Source organism: Methylobacterium sp. 285MFTsu5.1, from assembly GCF_000383455.1.
In the GTDB taxonomy this organism is placed as follows: Bacteria; Pseudomonadota; Alphaproteobacteria; order Rhizobiales; family Beijerinckiaceae; genus Methylobacterium.
The window spans coordinates 111,183-128,180 of sequence record NZ_KB911282.1 but is presented as its reverse complement, the minus strand read 5'-3'; the positions used below and the strand labels follow the sequence as shown (position 1 = coordinate 128,180).

The following is a 16,998-nucleotide window of genomic DNA, read 5'->3' as shown; positions in this document are numbered from 1 at the left end:
GAGATGGCCGATCAGCCAAGCCCGAAGAGCTTCGACTCCGGCTTCGTGCCGGGGCGGCACATCATCGACACCTACGGCAACGGCGGATTCCGCTTCGCCGGGATGTCGCATCGCGGCTCGATCCTGCTGCTGCCCTCCGGGGTCCGCGCCTGGGACGTGACGGAGCCGCGGGCCATCGACCGCACGGCCCTGCGCCCGGTTCAGGCCGAGGCCGACGGCATCGAGCTGCTGCTCGTCGGGACCGGCCTCGACATCGCGGCGATCGATCCCGCGCTCCGGGGCTGGCTGAAGGATCTCGGCGTCGGCCTCGACGTGATGCAGACCGGCGCCGCGGCCCGGACCTACAACATCCTGGTGGCCGAGAACCGCAAGGTCGCCGCCGCGCTGATCGCGGTGGCCTGATGCCGGAGGTCGACGGCCAGACCGCCGAGACCGGGCTCGCCTTCGCGCAGTCCCACTGCGAGGGCCTCGTGCGGGCCGGCGACCCGGACCGCTACTACGCGACCCTGTTCGCCCCGGCCGCCGCCCGCCCGCACCTCTTCGCCCTCTACGCCTTCTCGTTGACCATCGCGCGGGTGCGCGAGGCCGTCTCGAACCCGATGGCCGGCGAGATCCGCCTGCAATGGTGGCGCGACGCCCTGCAGGGCGAGGCGCGCGGCGACGTGCGCGCCAACCCGGTGGCGGCCGCCCTGGAGGAGGCGATCCGGGCGAACCGCCTCGGGCGCCAGCCCTTCGTCGACCTGATCGACGCCCGCGTCTTCGACCTCTACGAGGACCCGATGCCCCGGGTGAACGACCTCGAGGGCTATTGCGGCGAGACCGCCTCGGCGCTGTTCCGGCTGGCGAGCCTCGTGATCGGCAACGGCACCGAACCGGGCGGTGCGGGCGCGGCCGGGCATGCCGGCGTGGCGTACGGCATCACCGGGCTCCTGCGCGCCCTGCCCTGGCACGCCCGCGCGGGGCAAGTCTACCTGCCGGCCGACATCCTCGGCCGTTACGGCGTCACCCGCGAGGATATCGTGACGGGCCGCGGCGGTCCGGGCCTGCGCCGGGCCTGCGCCGACCTGCGCGCCCTCGCCCGGCAGCACCTGAAGGCCTTCGAGGCGGCCCGCCCAACCATCGCGCCCTCGGCGGGCGCCGCCTTCCTGCCCACGGCCCTGGTGGAGCCCTACCTCGCCGCCATGGAGCGGGCCTCCTACGACCCGCTCAACACGCCCGTCGAGCTGCCGCGCTGGCGCCGGCTGTGGCGCCTGTGGTGGGGGGCGCGGCGCGTCGGATAGCGGCGGCGTCTTTGCGAGCGGGGCGAAGCAATCCAGCGGCGCCACGCCTGCGGAGGGCGCGCGGCCACGGGTCGCTTCGCCGCGCGCGATGACGGAGGGTTGTCAGAGTACCTGCGCCAGTCCCGGCACCAGGGCCGCCAGACGCACCGGCGCGCCGAGCTCCGGCTCGGCCTCCGGCGTCGCCAGCACCGCCACCCGGCAGCCGCCGTCGCCGCGCAGGCCCGTCACCAGCCGTCCGCCCGGTTCCAGGGCCGCGCGCCAGTGCGATGGGATCGCGGGAACGCTGCCGTGGACGAGGATCCGGTCGAAGCCGCCGTCCGGCAGGTCCGGAGCCAAGCCGTCCGCCCGGACCACATGCACCTCGGACAGGGCCGCGAGCCGCCGCGTCGCCGCCCCGGCCAGCGAGGTGTAGCGCTCCAGGCTGAGCACCGCCCCGGCGCCCAGCTGGGCGAGCAGCGCGGTCACGTAGCCCGAGCCCGTGCCGATCTCCAGGACGCGCTGGCCGGGCTCGATCCGCAGCTGCGCCAGCATCAGCGCCACCGTCGACGGCGCCGTCATCGAGGCTCCGCACGACAGCGGCAGGGCGATGTCGCGCCGCGCGTGCTCCCGATGCGGCGGCGGCGCGAAGGTGTCCCGCGGGACCTGCTCCATGGCCCGCAGCACCGCGGTATCGCGCAGGCCGCGGCCCCGGAGCGCCATCACGAAGGCCGCGTTGCCGGCAGCCTCCTCCAGGCTGCCCAGATCGATCACTCGGCGAAAGCCTGCGCGAAGCGCGTCAGCGTCGGCTCGTCGGTGAGGTCGAGGCGCAGGGGCGTCACCGAGATCCGCTTCTCGGCGATGGCCTTGAGATCCGAGCCGTGGCCCGGCTCGAACCGGGCCTTGGCGAAGGCCAGCCAGAAATACGGGTTGCCGCGCCCGTCGACACGCGCGTCGATCGACAGCAGCGCCTGGTTGCGGAAGCCCTGCGCCGCCACCGCGACGCCCTGCACGTCGGCCGGCTCGCAGTCCGGGAAGTTCACGTTGACCAGGATGCCGGGCTCGATCCCGGTCTCCAGGATCTTCCGGACGACCTTCGCGCCGTGCGTCCGGGCGCAGTCCCACTTGAGCGCGCCGCGCCCGCCCGCGCCGTAGGCCTGGCTCATGGCGATGGAGCGGATGCCGAGGATCGTCCCCTCCATGGCGGCCGCGATCGTGCCCGAATAGGTCACGTCCTCGGCGACGTTCTGGCCGCGGTTGACCCCCGACAGGACGAGGTCCGGCCCGTGATCGCCCAGGATGTGGCGCACGCCCAGGATCACGCAGTCCGACGGCGTGCCCTTCACGGCGAAGCGCTGCTCCGAGACTTGCCGCAGCCGCAGCGGATCGTTGAGCGAGAGCGAGTGCGACACGCCGGACTGGTCGCTCTCCGGCGCCACGACCCAGACGTCGTCCGAGAGCTCGCGGGCGATCTCCTCCAGGGTACTGAGCCCCGGCGCGTGGATGCCGTCGTCGTTGGTGACCAGGATGCGCATCAGCGGGTGCCCTCGATCCGGTTGAGCCCGCCCATGTAGGGGTGGAGCACCGACGGGATGGTGATGCTCCCGTCCGGGTTCTGGTAGTTCTCCATCACGGCGATGAGCGCGCGGCCGACCGCGACGCCCGAGCCGTTGAGCGTGTGGACATAGGCCGGCTTGCCGTCCTTGCCCCGGTAGCGGGCATTCATCCGCCGGGCCTGGAAGTCGCCGCAGACCGAGCAGGACGAGATCTCGCGGTGGGTGCGCTGGCCGGGCACCCAGACCTCGATGTCGTAGGTCTTCTGGCTGGCGAAACCCATGTCGCCGGTGCAGAGCGTCATCACCCGGTAGGGCAGATCGAGCTTCTTCAGCACCGCCTCGGCGCTGGTCAGCATCCGCTCGTGCTCGTTGGCGGATTCCTCCGGCGTCGTGATCGAGACCAGTTCCACCTTGCTGAACTGGTGCTGGCGCAGCATGCCGCGGGTGTCCCGCCCCGCCGCCCCGGCCTCGGCCCGGAAGCAGGGCGTCAGGGCGGTGAAGCGCAGGGGCAGCTCCTCCTCGCGGAGGATCGCCTCGCGCACGAGGTTCGTCAGCGGCACCTCGGCGGTGGGCACGAGCCAGAAATGCTCGTCGCTGACCGGCGCGGCATCCGCGCCCGCCTGCCCCTGCAGCGACCTGACGTAATCGAGGCCCTTGAAGACCGAGAACTGGTCGTCCTCGAACTTCGGCAGCTGCGCGGTGCCGAACATGGCGGCGTCGCGCACCAGCACCGGCGGCGCCACCTCCAGGTAGCCGTGCTCCTGCGTGTGCAGGTCGAGCATGAACTGGCCGAGCGCCCGCTCCAGCCGCGCGAGCTGGCCCTTCAGCACCACGAAGCGCGAGCCGGACAGCTTGGCCGCCGCCTCGAAATCCATCAGGCCCGCGGCCTCGCCGAGCTCGAAATGCTCCTTGCCCTCGGTCAGCCGCTCGCGGGTCGCGGCGTGGCTGCGATAGAGGACGTTGCCGTGCTCGTCCGCGCCCTCCGGCACGTCGGACTTCGGCCGGTTCGGGATCGCGGCGAGGCGGTCTGCCAGGGTCTTGTCGGCCGCGTCCTGCGCCGCCTTCAGCTGCGGCTCGGCGCCCTTCAGGGCCGCGACCTCGGCCATCAGGGCGGCGGCGCGCTCCTCGTCCTTGGCCTTCTTGGCGCCGCCGATCTCCTTGGCCAGCGCGTTGCGCCGCTCTTGGTTGGCCTGCGCGGCCGAGACCGACGATTTCCGCGCCTCGTCGAGGGCGATCAGCTCGGCCGAGAGCGGCGCGAGGCCCCGGCGTTGGAGGTCGCGGTCGAAGGCGTCCGGGTTCTCCCGGATGGCGCGGATGTCGTGCATCGAGTCGGCTCGGGTCTTCTGCGCGGCGTCGAGCGCGCGGGTCCCGCTTTGCCGCATCGCGTCCGGTGGGACAAGCGCGCGGGAGCGTCCGAGCCGGCCGTCAGCCCTTCGGCGGCGCGAGCTTCAGCTGGTCGATCGCCCAGAGCCACGTGCCGTCCGCCTGCTCGCGGGCGACCTCCACCGAGAATGCGCCGTTGGGCAGCCGCGCGAAGGTCATGGCCAGCGCGCCGTTGCGCAGCGGCGGCGGCGTTTCCGGCGCCGGGAAGTCGGATTTGCGCGCCAGCAGGTCGGCGTAGAAGGTCCGGATCTCGGCGTGCCCCGTGGCGACGATGCGACCCGCCGCCAGCACCGCGTCGGGTTCGTAGAGGGCGACGAGGCCCTCGACGTCGCCGGCATTGGCGCGCTGATTGAACAGGGCGGCGAGCGCCTCGGGGGCGCGGGCGGGCTCTCGCGTCTGGTCCTGCATGGCGTCTCCTCACTCCGGGCATTGCGGCCATTGCGGCCATCGCGGCCGTTCGGTGCTGCGGCAATGCGCCGGGCGCCCGATCTTTCCCCGACGCGCGTCATTTCAGGCGCGTGCCGTGGCGGTCGGCCACCGACACGGCGACCGGAATCCCGGCCTTCACGCTCTCCGAGACGGTGCAGAACCGCTCGAACTGCTCCAGCACCCGGTCGATCCGCGGCATGTCGGCGGCGGCGGCGCCGAGCTGGATGTGGACGCCGATCCCGGTCAGGCGCAGCCGCCCTCCGGCGTTGCGCTCCACCCGGCAGGACGCCTCGGCCGCGACGCCGCGCGCGTCCTGGCGGAACTTGCCCAGGGCGAAGACGAGGCTGGCGCAGAGGCAGTTCGCGACGCCGGAGATCAGGAGCTGCTCGGGAAACGGCCCGGTCCCGTCGCCGATCGGGGGCGCCTCGTCGGTGCGCAGCGCCGGGAGGGCCGCGCTGAAATCGACCGTGAAGACGTAATCCGCGACCTGGGTGATCCGGATCGTCGGTTCCGCTTCCATCGATACTCCCCGGAGGACGTTTCGGCGCGACCGGCCGGGTATACCAACGCTCGATCCCGGTTCGCGTTCGGGAGGACCGCGCCATGCGTCCGGAAACGGATGATTTCCCCGGTTCTTCCCCGTAGAACCGGCCGCCTGACCTACCCGCACGCGAACCCCCCGATCCGATGACGAGCCCCGCCACCCTCGACACCCTGATGCCGCTCCTGGAGCGCATCGCCACCGCGCTGGAGCGGACCGCGCCCGCCGTCCCGCCAGCCTTCGACCCGAGCGCTGCCGACGCGTTCCTGTGGGGGCCCGAGCGCCGGCTGACCCCGGTGCCGCAGGTGGCCCGGGTGGAGATGGGCCTGCTCACCGGCATCGACCGGGCGCGCGACACCCTGGTGGAGAACACCGAGCGCTTCGCCCGCGGCCTGCCGGCCAACAACGCCCTGCTGTGGGGCGCCCGCGGCATGGGCAAGTCCTCGCTGGTCAAGGCGGCCCACGCCGAGATCAACGCCCGTCGGCCCGCCGGCAGCCTGCCGATGAAGCTCGTCGAGATCCACCGCGAGGACATCGAGGCGCTGCCCGACCTGATGGCCCTGCTGCGGCCGGACCCGCACCGCTGGCTCGTCTACTGCGACGACCTCTCCTTCGACGCCGACGACACCTCGTACAAGTCGCTCAAGACGGCGCTCGACGGCGGCATCGAGGGGCGGCCGGGGAACGTGCTATTCTACGCCACATCGAACCGCCGCCACCTGCTCGCCCGCGACATGGTGGAGAACGAGCGCTCGACCGCCATCAACCCCGGCGAGGCGGTGGAGGAGAAGGTCTCGCTCTCGGACCGGTTCGGCCTCTGGCTCGGTTTCCACAAGTGCAGCCAGGACGAGTACCTAGCGATGATCCGCGCCTACGCCGACCGCTACGGCCTCGCCGTGGCGCCGGACCAGCTGCGCGCCGAATCCCTGGAATGGGCCACCACCCGCGGCTCGCGCTCGGGACGGACCGCGTTCCAGTTCATCCAGGACCTAGCCGGGCGGCTCGGCAAGACGCTGGACTGAGGGGCGCCGCCGAGCTCCTGTCGTCATCCGCGTCCTGGTTGATGGCGTCGGCCGCGCCGTCTTTGCGAGCGGAGCGAAGCAATCCAGGCAGCGCCACGCCTGGCAATGTCGCGCTGCCCTGGGTCGCTTCGCTCCGCTCGTGATGACAGAGGGCGCGCTAGCGCCCGCTCGACCCGAACCCGCCCGCGCCCCGCTCCGAGCCGGGGCCGGGCGCGCCCTCCAGCACAGTCAGCGCCGGCCGCGTGATCCGCGTGAAGACGAGCTGCGCGATCCGCTCGCCCGGCTCGATCCGCACGGGCTCGGATGCGTCGCGATTCCAGGCGGAGACCAGCAGCGGACCCTCGTAATCCGCGTCGATCACACCGGTGCCGTTGCCGAGCACCAGTCCGTCCCGGTGTCCGCGGCCCGAGCGCGGGAAGATCAGCCCGCACCAGGCGGGATCGCGGATCAGCACGCTGACCCCCGCCGGGATCAGGACCGCCTTCCCCTGAGGCTGCAACTCCAGGGGCGCGTCGAGGCAGGCGTGCAGGTCGAGGCCGGCCGCGGCCGACGAACCCCAGCGCGGGAAGCCCCAGCCCGGCAGGCGCGGGTCGAGCAGCCGCAGCCCGACCTCCGGCAGGTCGCTCACGCGGTCATCCGCGCGATCGCCTCGGCCATGGCGAGCGTCCGCCGGGCGGCCTCGATGTGGAGGCGCTCGACCATCTTGCCGTCCACCGCGATGACCCCGCGCTCGCGGTTCTCCGGCGCGTCGAACACGTCCATCAGCCGGCGGGCCTGCGCGATCTCCTCGGCATCCGGCCCGAAGGCGGCGTTGGCCGGGCCGATCTGGCTCGGGTGGATCAGCATCTTGCCGTCGAAGCCGAGGTCGCGGCCCTGCGCGCACTCGGCCTCGAACCCGGTCGCGTCCTCGAGGTCGGTGAACACGCCGTCGATCGCCTCGATCTCGTAGGCCCGGGCGGCAGCCAGGACGTTCATCAGCCAGGGCAGCAGGGCGGCCCGCCCCGGCGGCCGGATCCGCGACGCCTTCAGCAGGTCGTTCGGGCCGATCACCAGGGCGCCGAGCCGGCCGTCCACGTCCCGGGCCGCGCCCGCGATCTCGGCGGCGTTCACCACCGCCATCGGCGTCTCGATCATCGCCCAGACCCGCGTCGCCAGGGGCGCGCCGAGGCGGCGCAGGCGGGAGCCCACGGCGATCAGCGCGTCGGAGGTCCGGACCTTCGGCACTAGGATCGCGTCCGGGGCGGCCGGCGCGAGCGCCACGAGGTCGGCCTCGCCGTCCTCGGTCTCCGGCGGGTTGATGCGGACCACGACCTCGCGCGGGCCGAAGCCCCGCGCGGCGACCGCGGTGGCGACCTGGGCGCGGGCCGCCGCCTTCGCGGCGGGGGCGGTGCCGTCCTCGAGGTCGATCAGGATCACGTCGGCGGGGAGCGACCGCGCCTTCTCCAGCGCCCGGGCGTTGGAGCCCGGCATCGCCAGCACGCTGCGACGGGGACGGATCTCGCTCATCACGCTTCTCCCGGGCCGGCGGCGCCCTCGGCGACGCGGATAGCTTTCCGCGCGCATCCCGGCAAGAACGCGGGCCGGAACGGCGGCCGCACGCACCGCGGCGGGGGAATGGCATGGCGCGCTGGATCGCGGGACTGGACGGCTGCCGCGGCGCCTGGGCGGGCGCGCTCCTCGACCTCGACGACCCCGACCGGCACCGCTGCGCCCTGTTCCCCGACGTCGCCGCGCTCCTCGACGCGCCGGAGCGGCCCGGCATCGTCGGGATCGACGTGCCGATCGGGCTGCCCGACCGGATCACCGGCGGCGGCCGCGGCGCCGACCGGGCCGCGCGCGCCCGGCTCGGGCCGGCGCGGGCCTCGGTGTTCCCGATGCCGCCGCGGAGCGCGGTCTACGCCCCCGACTACGCCGCCGCGAAGGCCGCCTCGCGGGCCGCGAGCGACCCGCCCTTCGCGCCGTCGATCCAGGGCTACAACATCTTCCGCTACGTCCGCGCGGTCGACACGCTCCTGCGGGAGCGCCCGGAGGCGCGCGCGCGGGTCCACGAGGTCCATCCCGAGGTGGCCTTCCACGCCCTCAACGGCGGCCGGCCGCTCGGCTTGCCCAAGAAGGGCAGGCGCGCCCGCGAGGGGCTGGACCTCCGGCGGGCGCTCCTCGCAGCGGCGGGCCTGCCGGACGCGCTGATCGGGTCCCGGGTCAAGGGCGTTCCGGAGGACGACCATCTCGACGCGCTGGCCGCCCTCGTGGTGGCCCGCGACATAAGCCTCGGACAGGCCGTGCCGCTGCCGGATCCGCCCGAGCGCGACGCCTTCCGGCTCCCCGTCGTGATCTGGGCACCGGCGCCCCGCCCGCCGTCCTGAACCGGCGCCCCGCACCTCCGCCGGGCGCGTCGGCGACCGCAACGTGCTGTTTTGCACGCAGGCGCGCGCGCGGCCGGTGTCCGTCCCCGACGCGCGCTCTAGCTCTGGCTGCATGAGCGCCGCGAACCCCCTGCCCGTCCGACACATCGCCCGCGCGATCGTCCTCGATCCGCGGGACCGGATCCTGCTCATCGCCTACACGTCGGTCCACGCGAGGGGGCCGGACGGGGCGCCGCTCCGGTTCTGGTTCATGCCCGGCGGCGGCCTTGAGCCCGGCGAGGACCACGTCACCGCCTGCCGGCGGGAACTCGAGGAGGAGATCGGCCGGGGCGACGCCGCGATCGGCCCGCAGGTCGCGGCCTGCGACGGCCCGTTCCACCTGTTCCGTCAGGCACGGGACGCCCGGGAGCGCTACTTCCTCGTCCGCCTGCCCGACGACCGGGTCGACACGAGCCGGCTCGCCGAGACCGAGGACAACCCGCTGATCGGGACGCGCTGGTGGCCGCTCGACGAGTTGCGCGCTAGCGGTGAGCACGTCGAGCCGGCCGGTCTCGCGGATCTGGCGTCGGACCTCGCGCGCGGGACTATTCCGGCCCAGCCGCGCGTTCTTGCTTGGCGAGGACTTTGATTTCACTCCCGCTGTCGCGGATTTGTCTAACTGGAGACGACTTTATGTTCCCCGTCTACCTGACCGAAGGCTACCGGTCCTTCCTCCTCGACCGCTTCCCGACCGAGCGTCGGCGCTTCGCGCAGCTCGCCTCGACGCAGAATCCGGAGATCCTTGTCATCAGCTGCTGCGACAGCCGGGTCTCGCCCAGCGCGATCTTCAATGCCGGCCCGGGCGAGCTGTTCACGATCCGCAACGTCGCCAACCTCGTGCCGGTCTACCAGCCGGACGGCCAGTATCACGGCACCTCGGCGGCCCTGGAATTCGCCGTCCAGGCCCTGGAGGTGAAGCATATCGTCGTCCTCGGGCATGCCACCTGCGGCGGCATCAAGGCCTGGGCCAACAAGGCGAAGCCGCTCTCGCCCGGCGACTTCATCGGCAAGTGGGTCTCGCTCGTGGGTCAGGCCGAGGACAAGGCCGGCGATCCCGCCGCGCCGAACTACCTGACCAAGCTGGAACATGCCGTGGTCGTCCAGAGCATGGAGAACCTGCTGACCTTCCCGTTCGTGAAGGAGCGGGTCGACGACGGCCGCCTCGAGATCCACGGCGCGCATTTCGGCGTGGCCAGCGGCTCCCTGCTGGTGCGCGATCCGCAGTCCGGCGAGTTCAAGCCGCCGATCGACACGACCGGCCAGTCGGTCCGTTCCGTCGCCGCCATCGCGTGCGAGTGAGCGCACGGCGCGGGCGCTGAGATTCGGGACCGGTCGGCCGGTCCCGGATCCGATGATGCTGGGACGCGCCGGCGCGGCGCGTCCGCGAAGGTCGTTCGCCGCGGTCGGCCGGCGATCATCCTGGCTCGAACAGCCATCGACATGAGAAAGGCGGCGGGCTCGCGCCCGCCGCCTTCTCGTTCGGCCCGGCCGAGGCCGGGCCGTCGAAGTCCGTGCCGCTTACATGGCGCCCGGGAGACGCTCGGCCTGCTGCAGGTGCATCTGCAGGGCCGGCAGGGCCTGCTGGGCGTAGTTGCGCAGGGCCGGGTTCGGGCCGCCCTGAGCGTAGGCCTGGGTCATCGCGATGGTCATCTGATGGGCCTGGATCTGCTGCGACGCGTACAGGCGGTCGAAGCGGGCGCCGGCCGGGGCGGCCGAGAGCTGGGCCAGCATCGCCTGCTGCTCCGGGTTCGGCGGGACGATCGTCGAGGCGCCGGTCGCCATCACGTCGCCGCGGCCGATCTGGCCACCCGCGGCGGCGCCGCGCGCCGCGCCGGCACCCGCGCCCTCGAGGCCGCCGACCGGGCCGCCCGCCAGGGTGCCGCCGACCACGCCGGTCGCCGCGCCGACGCCGGCGCCCACGGCGCTGCCCGCCACCGCGATCGGGGCGGTGACCAGGCCACCGAGGCCCGGATCGCCGGCGACGCCGTTCATCTGGCCGCCGGCCAGGGCGACGTTGGCGGCGCGGTGGTCACGGAGCACCTCCTGGGCGTAGGAGCGGATGCGCGGGTTGCGCGACTTGGACAGGGCGATCTGCGAGGACTGGATCTCGAAGGCGTTCGCCTGCATCGACTGCATGCGGAAGTCGTTGGCGCTCTGGGCCATGGCCGGGGTCGACAGCGCCAGGACGAGCGCGGACGCGGCAGCGTAGTTCTTCAGCATCGGGACCTCTGTTCGAGATGGGCACGCGAACCGCGGAAGGACGCCGCATGTGCAGCACGGACGCCTCGGCAGACGACGTCGCAGGCAACTCGGAGCCGGCGGGTTCGCGAATTGGTCCGTCAACGAGGCTATCGGCTTATGGTTCCTGCCGTTTTCGCATCGGACAATACGGTTCCCGAGCGGATCTAATCCGGCGCGCGTGCCCTCTCGGTGGATCCCGCAGGATGCCGATCGCGCTCGTCCGGGACGGTGGCCTCGGCGGGTGGGTCCTTCCGGCCGCACCTCCGGGCAGGGCTCGAAGCGCGACGCGCGCGGGCAGCCCGTGATCGTCGTCGCCGTCCAGATCCTCCGCGCCGCCGCCGCCCTCATGGTGGCATGGCATCACGCGCGGCACGAGGCGGGCCTCCTCGCTGACCGGGGCGCCGGCCCGGCGCTCGATCCCGCGACGCTGCTGCCCTGGTGGGGCGGAGTCGACCTGTTCTTCGTGATCTCCGGCTTCGTCATCGTCCATGCCGGCGGCCGGCTCGCGGGCCGGTCGGGCGGCCGCGCCCGCTTCCTCGCCCACCGGGTCGCCCGGGTGGTGCCCCTCTACTGGCTGGTGAGCCTGCTCTACCTCGTCCTGGCGCTCGCGCGGCCGGACCTTCTGGGCGAGGCCGCCGCGCTGGTGCGCGACCCGGTCGCCCTCGCGGCGAGCTTCCTGTTCTGGCCGGCGGCCCGCCCCGACGGCACCGTCCAGCCGCTCTACGGCCTCGGCTGGACCCTGAACTACGAGGCGGCCTTCTACGCACTCTTCGCCGCGGGTCTCGGCTTCGGGCGGCGCGGCGCCGTCGCGTGGCTGTGCGGGAGCTTGGCCGTCCTCGTGGCGGTCGGCGCCCTCGTGCCGGGCCTGCCGGTGCCGCTGCGCTTCTGGTCGGATCCGATCGTACTCGAATTCGCCGCCGGCGCCGGTCTCGCCCTCGCCTGGGGCGCGGGGTTCCGGCCGGCCCTCCCCCTGCGGGTCGGGCTCGCGGTGCTGGGCGTGCTGGGGCTGATCCTGGCCGCGCGGGTGCTCGCGGGTCTCGGCGAGGCCGACGGGTTCCTGCGCCCGCTCCTCGTCGGCGGGCCGGCCGTCCTGCTGGTGGCGGCCGCCCTCGGGCCACCCCGCGACGCGGCCGCGGTCGCGCGGCTGCCGTCCCCCGTGCGCGGGCTCGTCGCGCTCGGCGACGCGTCCTACGCCCTCTACCTCGTGCACCCGTTCGCGCTGCGCCTCGTGCGCGAGGCGCTGCTCCGGCTCGGCCTTGCCCCCGCCCTGCATCCCTGGGCCGGCATGGCGCTGATGCTCGCGGGCAGCGCCGCGGCCGCGCTCGTGGTCCACCGCCTCGTCGAGCGGCCCCTGACCCGGGCCCTCCGGAGGCGGCTCGATCCGGGCGCGCCGCAAAACCGTGTGCGCGCCGTGCCGGCCCCGGTTCCACCGCGCGGCCGGGAGGATTAGCCTCGCCTGCCCGAGGAGAAGGCCAGCATGAAGACCCTGCTCGTTCCCGTCGCGATGCACGACGCCCTGCCCTCCGTCTTCGAGACGACCCGGCTGGCGGCCACGCGCTTCGGCAGTCTGATCGAGGGCGTGTCTCTGCGCCCGGCGCTGGCCGAGTACGTGCCGGTCGACATGGTCGGCGGCATGACGTGGCTGCGCGACGAGGAGGCCGACCGGGCCGAGGCCGAGGAGGCGGGCGGCCGCTTCGTGGCCTTCATGGACGGCGCCGGCATCCCGCGGCACGCCCGCGACGGGCTCTGCATACCGGACCGGGTGCCGGATGCCGGACCGCGCTACCGCTGGCGACAGGACGTCCCCACCGGCGACGCGTTCCTCGGGCAGTACGCGCGGCTGTTCTCGGCAACGGTGGTCGGGCGTCCCGGCACCACCGACAACGCCCCGCGCATGACCACGTTCGAGACGGCCCTGTTCGAGAGCGGCCGCCCGATCCTGCTGGCGCCGCCTACGGCACCGGCCAGCCTCGGTGACGCCGTGGTCATCGCCTGGAACGGGTCGACCGAGACCGCCCGGGCGGTGGCTTTCGCGATGCCGTTCCTGCGGCGGGCCGAGCGGGTGCTCGTGCTCAGCGTCGAGGGCGGCATGGTGCCGGGCCCGACCGCGCAGGATCTCGCCCAGGCCCTGGCCTGCGAGGGTGTGGACGCGTCGCACCGGGCCCTGCCGGCCGGCCGGCGCGTGCCCGGCGAGACCTTTCTGGCGGAGGCGAAGGCGTTCGGCTGCGATCTTCTCATCAAGGGCGCCTACACCCAGAGCCGCCTGCGCCAGATGATCTTCGGCGGCGTCACCAGCCACGTTCTCGCCCACGCCGACATGCCGGTGCTGATGGCGCATTGAGCGCTCCGCGAGCCCGGCCGACGGATTGCGGCACCGCATGTCCTTCGGCGCCGGGAACCCTGCCCGGTGACCAGCGTTCGGGTCCCGCGGCCGGACGGCACGCCCATTGTCCACACGCTCGGAAAGGAGCCCCGTGAAGAGCCCCGTCAGACGTCTCTTCCTCGCCGGCCTTCTGGCGATCGCGACCATCCCCGCCGCACGCGCTGAGCCGGCGACCGTCCGGTTCCGCGGCACCGTGGTCCAGGCCGATTCGGAGCGCGTGGAGATCCGCCGCACCAGCGGCAGCACCCTGGCCGTGCGGATGGGCCCCCGGACCCGCATCTACGCGGTGAACGGCGCCAGCCTGCGGGCGATCAAGCCGGAGAGCTACGTCAGCGTCCTCGGTGCGTCCGATTCCGAGCCGCGGCAGGCGACCGCCGTGACCCTGTACTCTCCGTCCGAGCGCGGGTTCGAGGCCGGCAGCCAGACCTGGGACACCGCGCAGGGCGCGCGCCTCACCGCCGGCTGGGTGGCCGACGTGCAGCGGGGCGCGCCGATGCGTCTGACCCTCGCCTATAACGGCGGCCAATCGTCCTTCGCGATCCCCGACGACACGCCGGTGACGCAGTTCTCGCCTGGTGAGAAGGCGATGCTCCAGCGGGGCGCCGCCGTGACGATCTTCGCGCGCCCGGACGAGGACGGCGGGCTGATGGCGGGGACGATCGCGGTGGGCCGCCAGGGCGTCGTGCCGGGTCTCTGAGCCGATCGGGCCGCTGCGTCACCGACGGCGCAGCAAACCCGCGCGCCGACGCGGAAGCTGCGCTACACCGGTCGGCGATGACCGAGCCCGCCTTCACCCTCGACCCGCGCCTGTCGGCTGACACCGCCGAAGTGGGCGACCTCGCCCTGTGCCGCGTGCTGCTGATGGACGATGCCCGGTTCCCGTGGCTGATCCTAGTGCCGCGCCGCCCGAACCTCACCGAGATCACCGACCTCTCCGAGACCGATGCCGCGGCGCTCTGGAAGGAGATCCGCCTCACCACGGGGGTGATGCAGGCCCTATCCAAGCCCGACAAGGTGAATGTCGGCGCCCTGGGCAACGTGGTGTCGCAGCTCCACGTCCACGTGGTCGGCCGCTTCCGGTCGGATCCCGCCTGGCCGGGGCCGGTCTGGGGGTTCGAGACCCGCAAGCCCTACCCGCCCCACGCCCGCGCCCAGCTCCTCGAGCGCGCCGGCGCCCTCTTCTCCGCGGCCTGACCCTCGCATGACCGATCCCCGCGACACCCTCGGCTTCGTCCGAAACCGCCTCGACCGGCACTCGGCCGAGCAGCCCGAGGAGGCGGTGCCCGCCTTCGACACGCCCGAGGCCCGCCTCGTGCTGATCTGCGGCGACCGGATCGTGCTACGCGGGGAGACCGCGCTGATCGCGGTCGCGGAGGCGGCGGACCTCGCGGGCGGGACGCGCATCTTCCTCGGGCACCGGGACGGGCAGCCCGTCTTCGCCGCCGCCGCGCCGGCCGAGGCCGCGGAGCGCTTCTCCGAGGGGCCGACCCGTACCCTCGACCTGAGGTCGATCGCCACCGACTCCGCCGTGGAGGCCGAGGAGCTCGGCCTGCTCGCCGTGGCCAAGTCCATGCTCGACTGGCACGCCCGCCACGGTTTCTGCGCCAATTGCGGCACCGCCACCGTCTCGAAGGCCGGCGGCTTCCGCCGGGAATGCCCGAGTTGCAGCGCCCACCATTTCCCCCGGGTCGATCCGGTGGTGATCATGCTGGTGCGCCGGGGCGACACCTGCCTGCTCGGCCGGGGTCCGCATTTCCGCCCGCACATGTATTCCTGCCTCGCGGGCTTCCTGGAGCCCGGCGAGACGATCGAGGACGCGGTGCGCCGCGAGGTGTTCGAGGAGACGCAGATCCGCGTCGGCGCCGTCACCTACCGGACGTCGCAGCCCTGGCCGTTCCCGTCGTCGCTGATGATGGGCTGCGCCGCCGAGGCGCTCGACGAGGTTATCGTGACCGATCCCAGCGAGCTGGAGGATGCGCGCTGGTTCAGCCGGGCCGACGTCGCGGCCATGCTGGCGGGAACGCATCCCGAGGGGATCCTGGCGCCGCCGCCCATGGCGATTGCCAACTACCTGATGCGCGCCTTCGTGGCCGGCGAGACCTGATCCGGATCAGCCGGACGCGCCGGAGCCGCTGATCTGCAGCTCCCCCGCCGCGCCCGCGTCATCGGCCTCAGACCGCGACGCGGGCCTGCTCCGCCTGGGCCGGCAGCGCGCCACGCATCTCCGAGAAGGCCTCGCCCACCATCAGCAGCGCCGGCCCGTCGAGGCCCGCCGCCTCGACCCGGTCGGCGAGGTCGGCGGCCGTGCCGCGCAGGGCCTGCTGGTTCGGGCGGGTGGCGTTGAACACCAGCAGCGCCGGCGTCGTGGGCGCCAGCCCCTCCTCCACGGCGCGCGCCAGCAAGGCCCGCAGGGTCCGCTTCGGCATGTAGACGATCGTGGTGACGCTCGGATCGGCGAGAGCGCCCCAGTTCAGGTCGTCCGGCAGCGCCCCGCGGCGGTCGTGGCCGGTGACGAACTGGAGCCGGCGCGCGGCGTCGCGATGGGTCAGGGACAGGCCGAGGGACGCCGCCGCACCCTGCGCGGCCGAGACGCCCGGCACCACGGTCACCGGGATGCCGGCGGCCCGGCAGGCCTCGATCTCCTCGCCGGCCCGGCCGAAGACCAGCGGGTCGCCGGATTTCAACCGCACCACCTGCTTGCCGGAGCGGGCGAGCTGCACCATCAGCGCGTTGATGTCGTCCTGGCGGCAGGACGGGCCGTGGCCGGTCTTGCCCACCAGCATGGTGCGGGCCTCGCGGCGGGCGTAGTCCAGGATCTCGGGTGCGACGAGGTCGTCGTAGAGGATGACGTCGGCGTTGCGCAGCGCCCGCAGCGCCTTGAGCGTGAGCAGCTCCGCGTCGCCGGGGCCGGCCCCGACCAGCGTCACGGCGCCGCCCTTCGGAGCGGTCTCGGTCTCGCCGAGCAGCTCGGCGAGATCCCGGTCCGACGGCGCCCGGTCGGGCTCCGCGAAGGCCCGGTCGGTGAAGCGCTCCCAGAAGAACCGCCGGTCGGCGAAGCCGTGGAAGCGGGCCGTGACGCCGTCGCGCCAGTCGCGGGCGGCCGCGACCCAGCGACTGAACCCGCGGGGCAGCATCGCCTCGATCCGGGCGCGCACGGTCTGCCCGAAGACCGGGGCCGCGCCCTCGGTCGAGATGCCGACCACGAGCGGCGAGCGGTTGACGATGGCGCCGAACTTCACGTCGCAGAGGTGTGGCCGGTCCACCGCGTTGACGATGGCGCCGGCGCCGCGGGCGGCCGCCACGAAGGCGACGCACTCGGCCTCGTCCTCCATCGCGCCGATGCAGAAGGCCGCGCCCCAGAGATCGTCCGGGCTCCAGGGGCGTTCGTGCAGGACCACCTGCCCGTCGACGATCTCGCCCGGCACGGCGCGCAGCTCCTCGCCGGGCTCGGGCGCGTAGACGTCGACATGGGCGCCGGCGGCGGCCAGCACCTTCACCTTCCAGGGAGCGCCGCCGGACGAGCCGGCGAGCACCACCCGCTTGCCGCGCAGGGGGACGAAGACGGGCAGCACCGCCAGCGGCTCCAGGCCGGCAGCCTTGGTCTCGCGGGGGGCGCGGGCTGCGCGCAGGGGGGTCTCGGTCACGGGCCTGTCCTGAATCGTCCTGATCCGGCCGGTCCCGACTGCCCCCTCATCCTCGGGTACCGGAGCGGAGGCCTCGAAGGAGGCTCCAGTCGGCCGCGATCCCTGGAGCTCTTCTTCGAGGACCGCTGACGCGGGCACCTC

General features: G+C 73.5%; 20 protein-coding genes. 11 read left to right on the top strand and 9 right to left on the bottom strand.

What is annotated here, in order from left to right:
* The first annotated feature begins 3 nt into the window (after positions 1-3).
* The gene (locus tag H288_RS0119210; protein ID WP_020094205.1) at positions 4-402 is read left to right on the top strand and encodes an MTH938/NDUFAF3 family protein; all 399 of its coding nucleotides are present in this window, start codon (positions 4-6) and stop codon (positions 400-402) included.
* Positions 402-1,280: a phytoene/squalene synthase family protein gene (locus H288_RS0119205; protein WP_020094204.1), complete on the top strand. Its 879-nt coding sequence runs from the start codon at positions 402-404 to the stop codon at positions 1,278-1,280. Before H288_RS0119210 ends, H288_RS0119205 begins: the two co-directional genes overlap by 1 nt.
* A gap of 102 nt (positions 1,281-1,382) precedes the next feature.
* Here the strand turns inward: H288_RS0119205 and H288_RS0119200 are convergent, their stop codons facing one another.
* From H288_RS0119200 to H288_RS0119180, 5 genes are all read right to left on the bottom strand, one after another.
* Complete coding sequence (locus tag H288_RS0119200) at positions 1,383-2,030, bottom strand: methyltransferase domain-containing protein (protein WP_020094203.1); 648 nt, start codon at positions 2,028-2,030, stop codon at positions 1,383-1,385.
* Entirely contained in the window at positions 2,027-2,791 is a 765-nt protein-coding gene (gene surE / locus H288_RS0119195; RefSeq protein WP_020094202.1) for a 5'/3'-nucleotidase SurE, read from the bottom strand. Before surE ends, H288_RS0119200 begins: the two co-directional genes overlap by 4 nt.
* Positions 2,791-4,137 (bottom strand): serine--tRNA ligase, encoded by a 1,347-nt coding sequence (serS, locus tag H288_RS0119190; protein WP_026605089.1) that lies wholly within the window; start codon positions 4,135-4,137, stop codon positions 2,791-2,793. Before serS ends, surE begins: the two co-directional genes overlap by 1 nt.
* Positions 4,138-4,237: 100 nt before the next feature.
* On the bottom strand, positions 4,238-4,603 hold the full coding sequence (locus H288_RS0119185; protein WP_020094200.1) for a nuclear transport factor 2 family protein: 366 nt from the start codon (positions 4,601-4,603) through the stop codon (positions 4,238-4,240).
* Between the two features lie 97 nt (positions 4,604-4,700).
* Positions 4,701-5,144 (bottom strand): OsmC family protein, encoded by a 444-nt coding sequence (locus H288_RS0119180; protein ID WP_020094199.1) that lies wholly within the window; start codon positions 5,142-5,144, stop codon positions 4,701-4,703.
* Between the two features lie 167 nt (positions 5,145-5,311).
* On the opposite strand from H288_RS0119180, the gene H288_RS0119175 reads away from it, so the two are divergent.
* Positions 5,312-6,187 carry an ATP-binding protein gene (locus H288_RS0119175; protein ID WP_020094198.1) on the top strand — a complete coding sequence of 292 codons (876 nt, stop codon included), beginning with the start codon at positions 5,312-5,314 and terminating at the stop codon, positions 6,185-6,187.
* A gap of 157 nt (positions 6,188-6,344) precedes the next feature.
* Here H288_RS0119175 and dut read toward each other — a convergent pair whose 3' ends face one another.
* Both dut and H288_RS0119165 read right to left on the bottom strand, forming a co-directional pair.
* The gene (dut, locus tag H288_RS0119170; RefSeq protein WP_020094197.1) at positions 6,345-6,815 is read right to left on the bottom strand and encodes a dUTP diphosphatase; all 471 of its coding nucleotides are present in this window, start codon (positions 6,813-6,815) and stop codon (positions 6,345-6,347) included.
* Positions 6,812-7,693: a CoA ester lyase gene (locus H288_RS0119165; RefSeq protein ID WP_020094196.1), complete on the bottom strand. Its 882-nt coding sequence runs from the start codon at positions 7,691-7,693 to the stop codon at positions 6,812-6,814. Before H288_RS0119165 ends, dut begins: the two co-directional genes overlap by 4 nt.
* Positions 7,694-7,806: 113 nt before the next feature.
* On the opposite strand from H288_RS0119165, the gene H288_RS0119160 reads away from it, so the two are divergent.
* The 3 genes from H288_RS0119160 (at position 7,807) to H288_RS0119150 (ending at position 9,888) form a co-directional block, all read left to right on the top strand.
* Positions 7,807-8,550 (top strand): DUF429 domain-containing protein, encoded by a 744-nt coding sequence (locus tag H288_RS0119160; protein ID WP_020094195.1) that lies wholly within the window; start codon positions 7,807-7,809, stop codon positions 8,548-8,550.
* A 112-nt stretch (positions 8,551-8,662) separates the two neighbouring features.
* Entirely contained in the window at positions 8,663-9,178 is a 516-nt protein-coding gene (locus tag H288_RS0119155) for an NUDIX domain-containing protein (RefSeq protein ID WP_020094194.1), read from the top strand.
* A 44-nt stretch (positions 9,179-9,222) separates the two neighbouring features.
* A complete protein-coding gene (locus H288_RS0119150; protein ID WP_020094193.1) occupies positions 9,223-9,888 on the top strand; it encodes a carbonic anhydrase in 666 nt (221 codons plus the stop codon).
* Between the two features lie 219 nt (positions 9,889-10,107).
* On the opposite strand, the gene H288_RS0119145 is transcribed toward H288_RS0119150, so the two are convergent.
* Entirely contained in the window at positions 10,108-10,809 is a 702-nt protein-coding gene (locus H288_RS0119145; RefSeq protein WP_020094192.1) for a DUF4142 domain-containing protein, read from the bottom strand.
* A gap of 262 nt (positions 10,810-11,071) precedes the next feature.
* Here H288_RS0119145 and H288_RS0119140 point away from each other — a divergent pair, with 262 nt between their 5' ends.
* The 5 genes from H288_RS0119140 (at position 11,072) to nudC (ending at position 15,317) form a co-directional block, all read left to right on the top strand.
* Positions 11,072-12,280 (top strand): acyltransferase, encoded by a 1,209-nt coding sequence (locus tag H288_RS0119140; RefSeq protein WP_020094191.1) that lies wholly within the window; start codon positions 11,072-11,074, stop codon positions 12,278-12,280.
* Between the two features lie 27 nt (positions 12,281-12,307).
* Positions 12,308-13,171, top strand: coding sequence for a universal stress protein (locus H288_RS0119135; RefSeq protein ID WP_020094190.1), 864 nt, complete (start codon positions 12,308-12,310; stop codon positions 13,169-13,171).
* A gap of 133 nt (positions 13,172-13,304) precedes the next feature.
* Positions 13,305-13,910 carry a hypothetical protein gene (locus H288_RS0119130; protein WP_020094189.1) on the top strand — a complete coding sequence of 202 codons (606 nt, stop codon included), beginning with the start codon at positions 13,305-13,307 and terminating at the stop codon, positions 13,908-13,910.
* Positions 13,911-13,987: 77 nt separating this feature from the next.
* Positions 13,988-14,407, top strand: coding sequence for an HIT family protein (locus H288_RS0119125; RefSeq protein WP_020094188.1), 420 nt, complete (start codon positions 13,988-13,990; stop codon positions 14,405-14,407).
* Between the two features lie 7 nt (positions 14,408-14,414).
* Entirely contained in the window at positions 14,415-15,317 is a 903-nt protein-coding gene (gene nudC / locus H288_RS0119120) for an NAD(+) diphosphatase (RefSeq protein ID WP_020094187.1), read from the top strand.
* Between the two features lie 67 nt (positions 15,318-15,384).
* On the opposite strand, the gene cysG is transcribed toward nudC, so the two are convergent.
* Positions 15,385-16,857 carry a siroheme synthase CysG gene (gene cysG / locus H288_RS0119115; RefSeq protein WP_020094186.1) on the bottom strand — a complete coding sequence of 491 codons (1,473 nt, stop codon included), beginning with the start codon at positions 16,855-16,857 and terminating at the stop codon, positions 15,385-15,387.
* Positions 16,858-16,998: the final 141 nt, after the last annotated feature.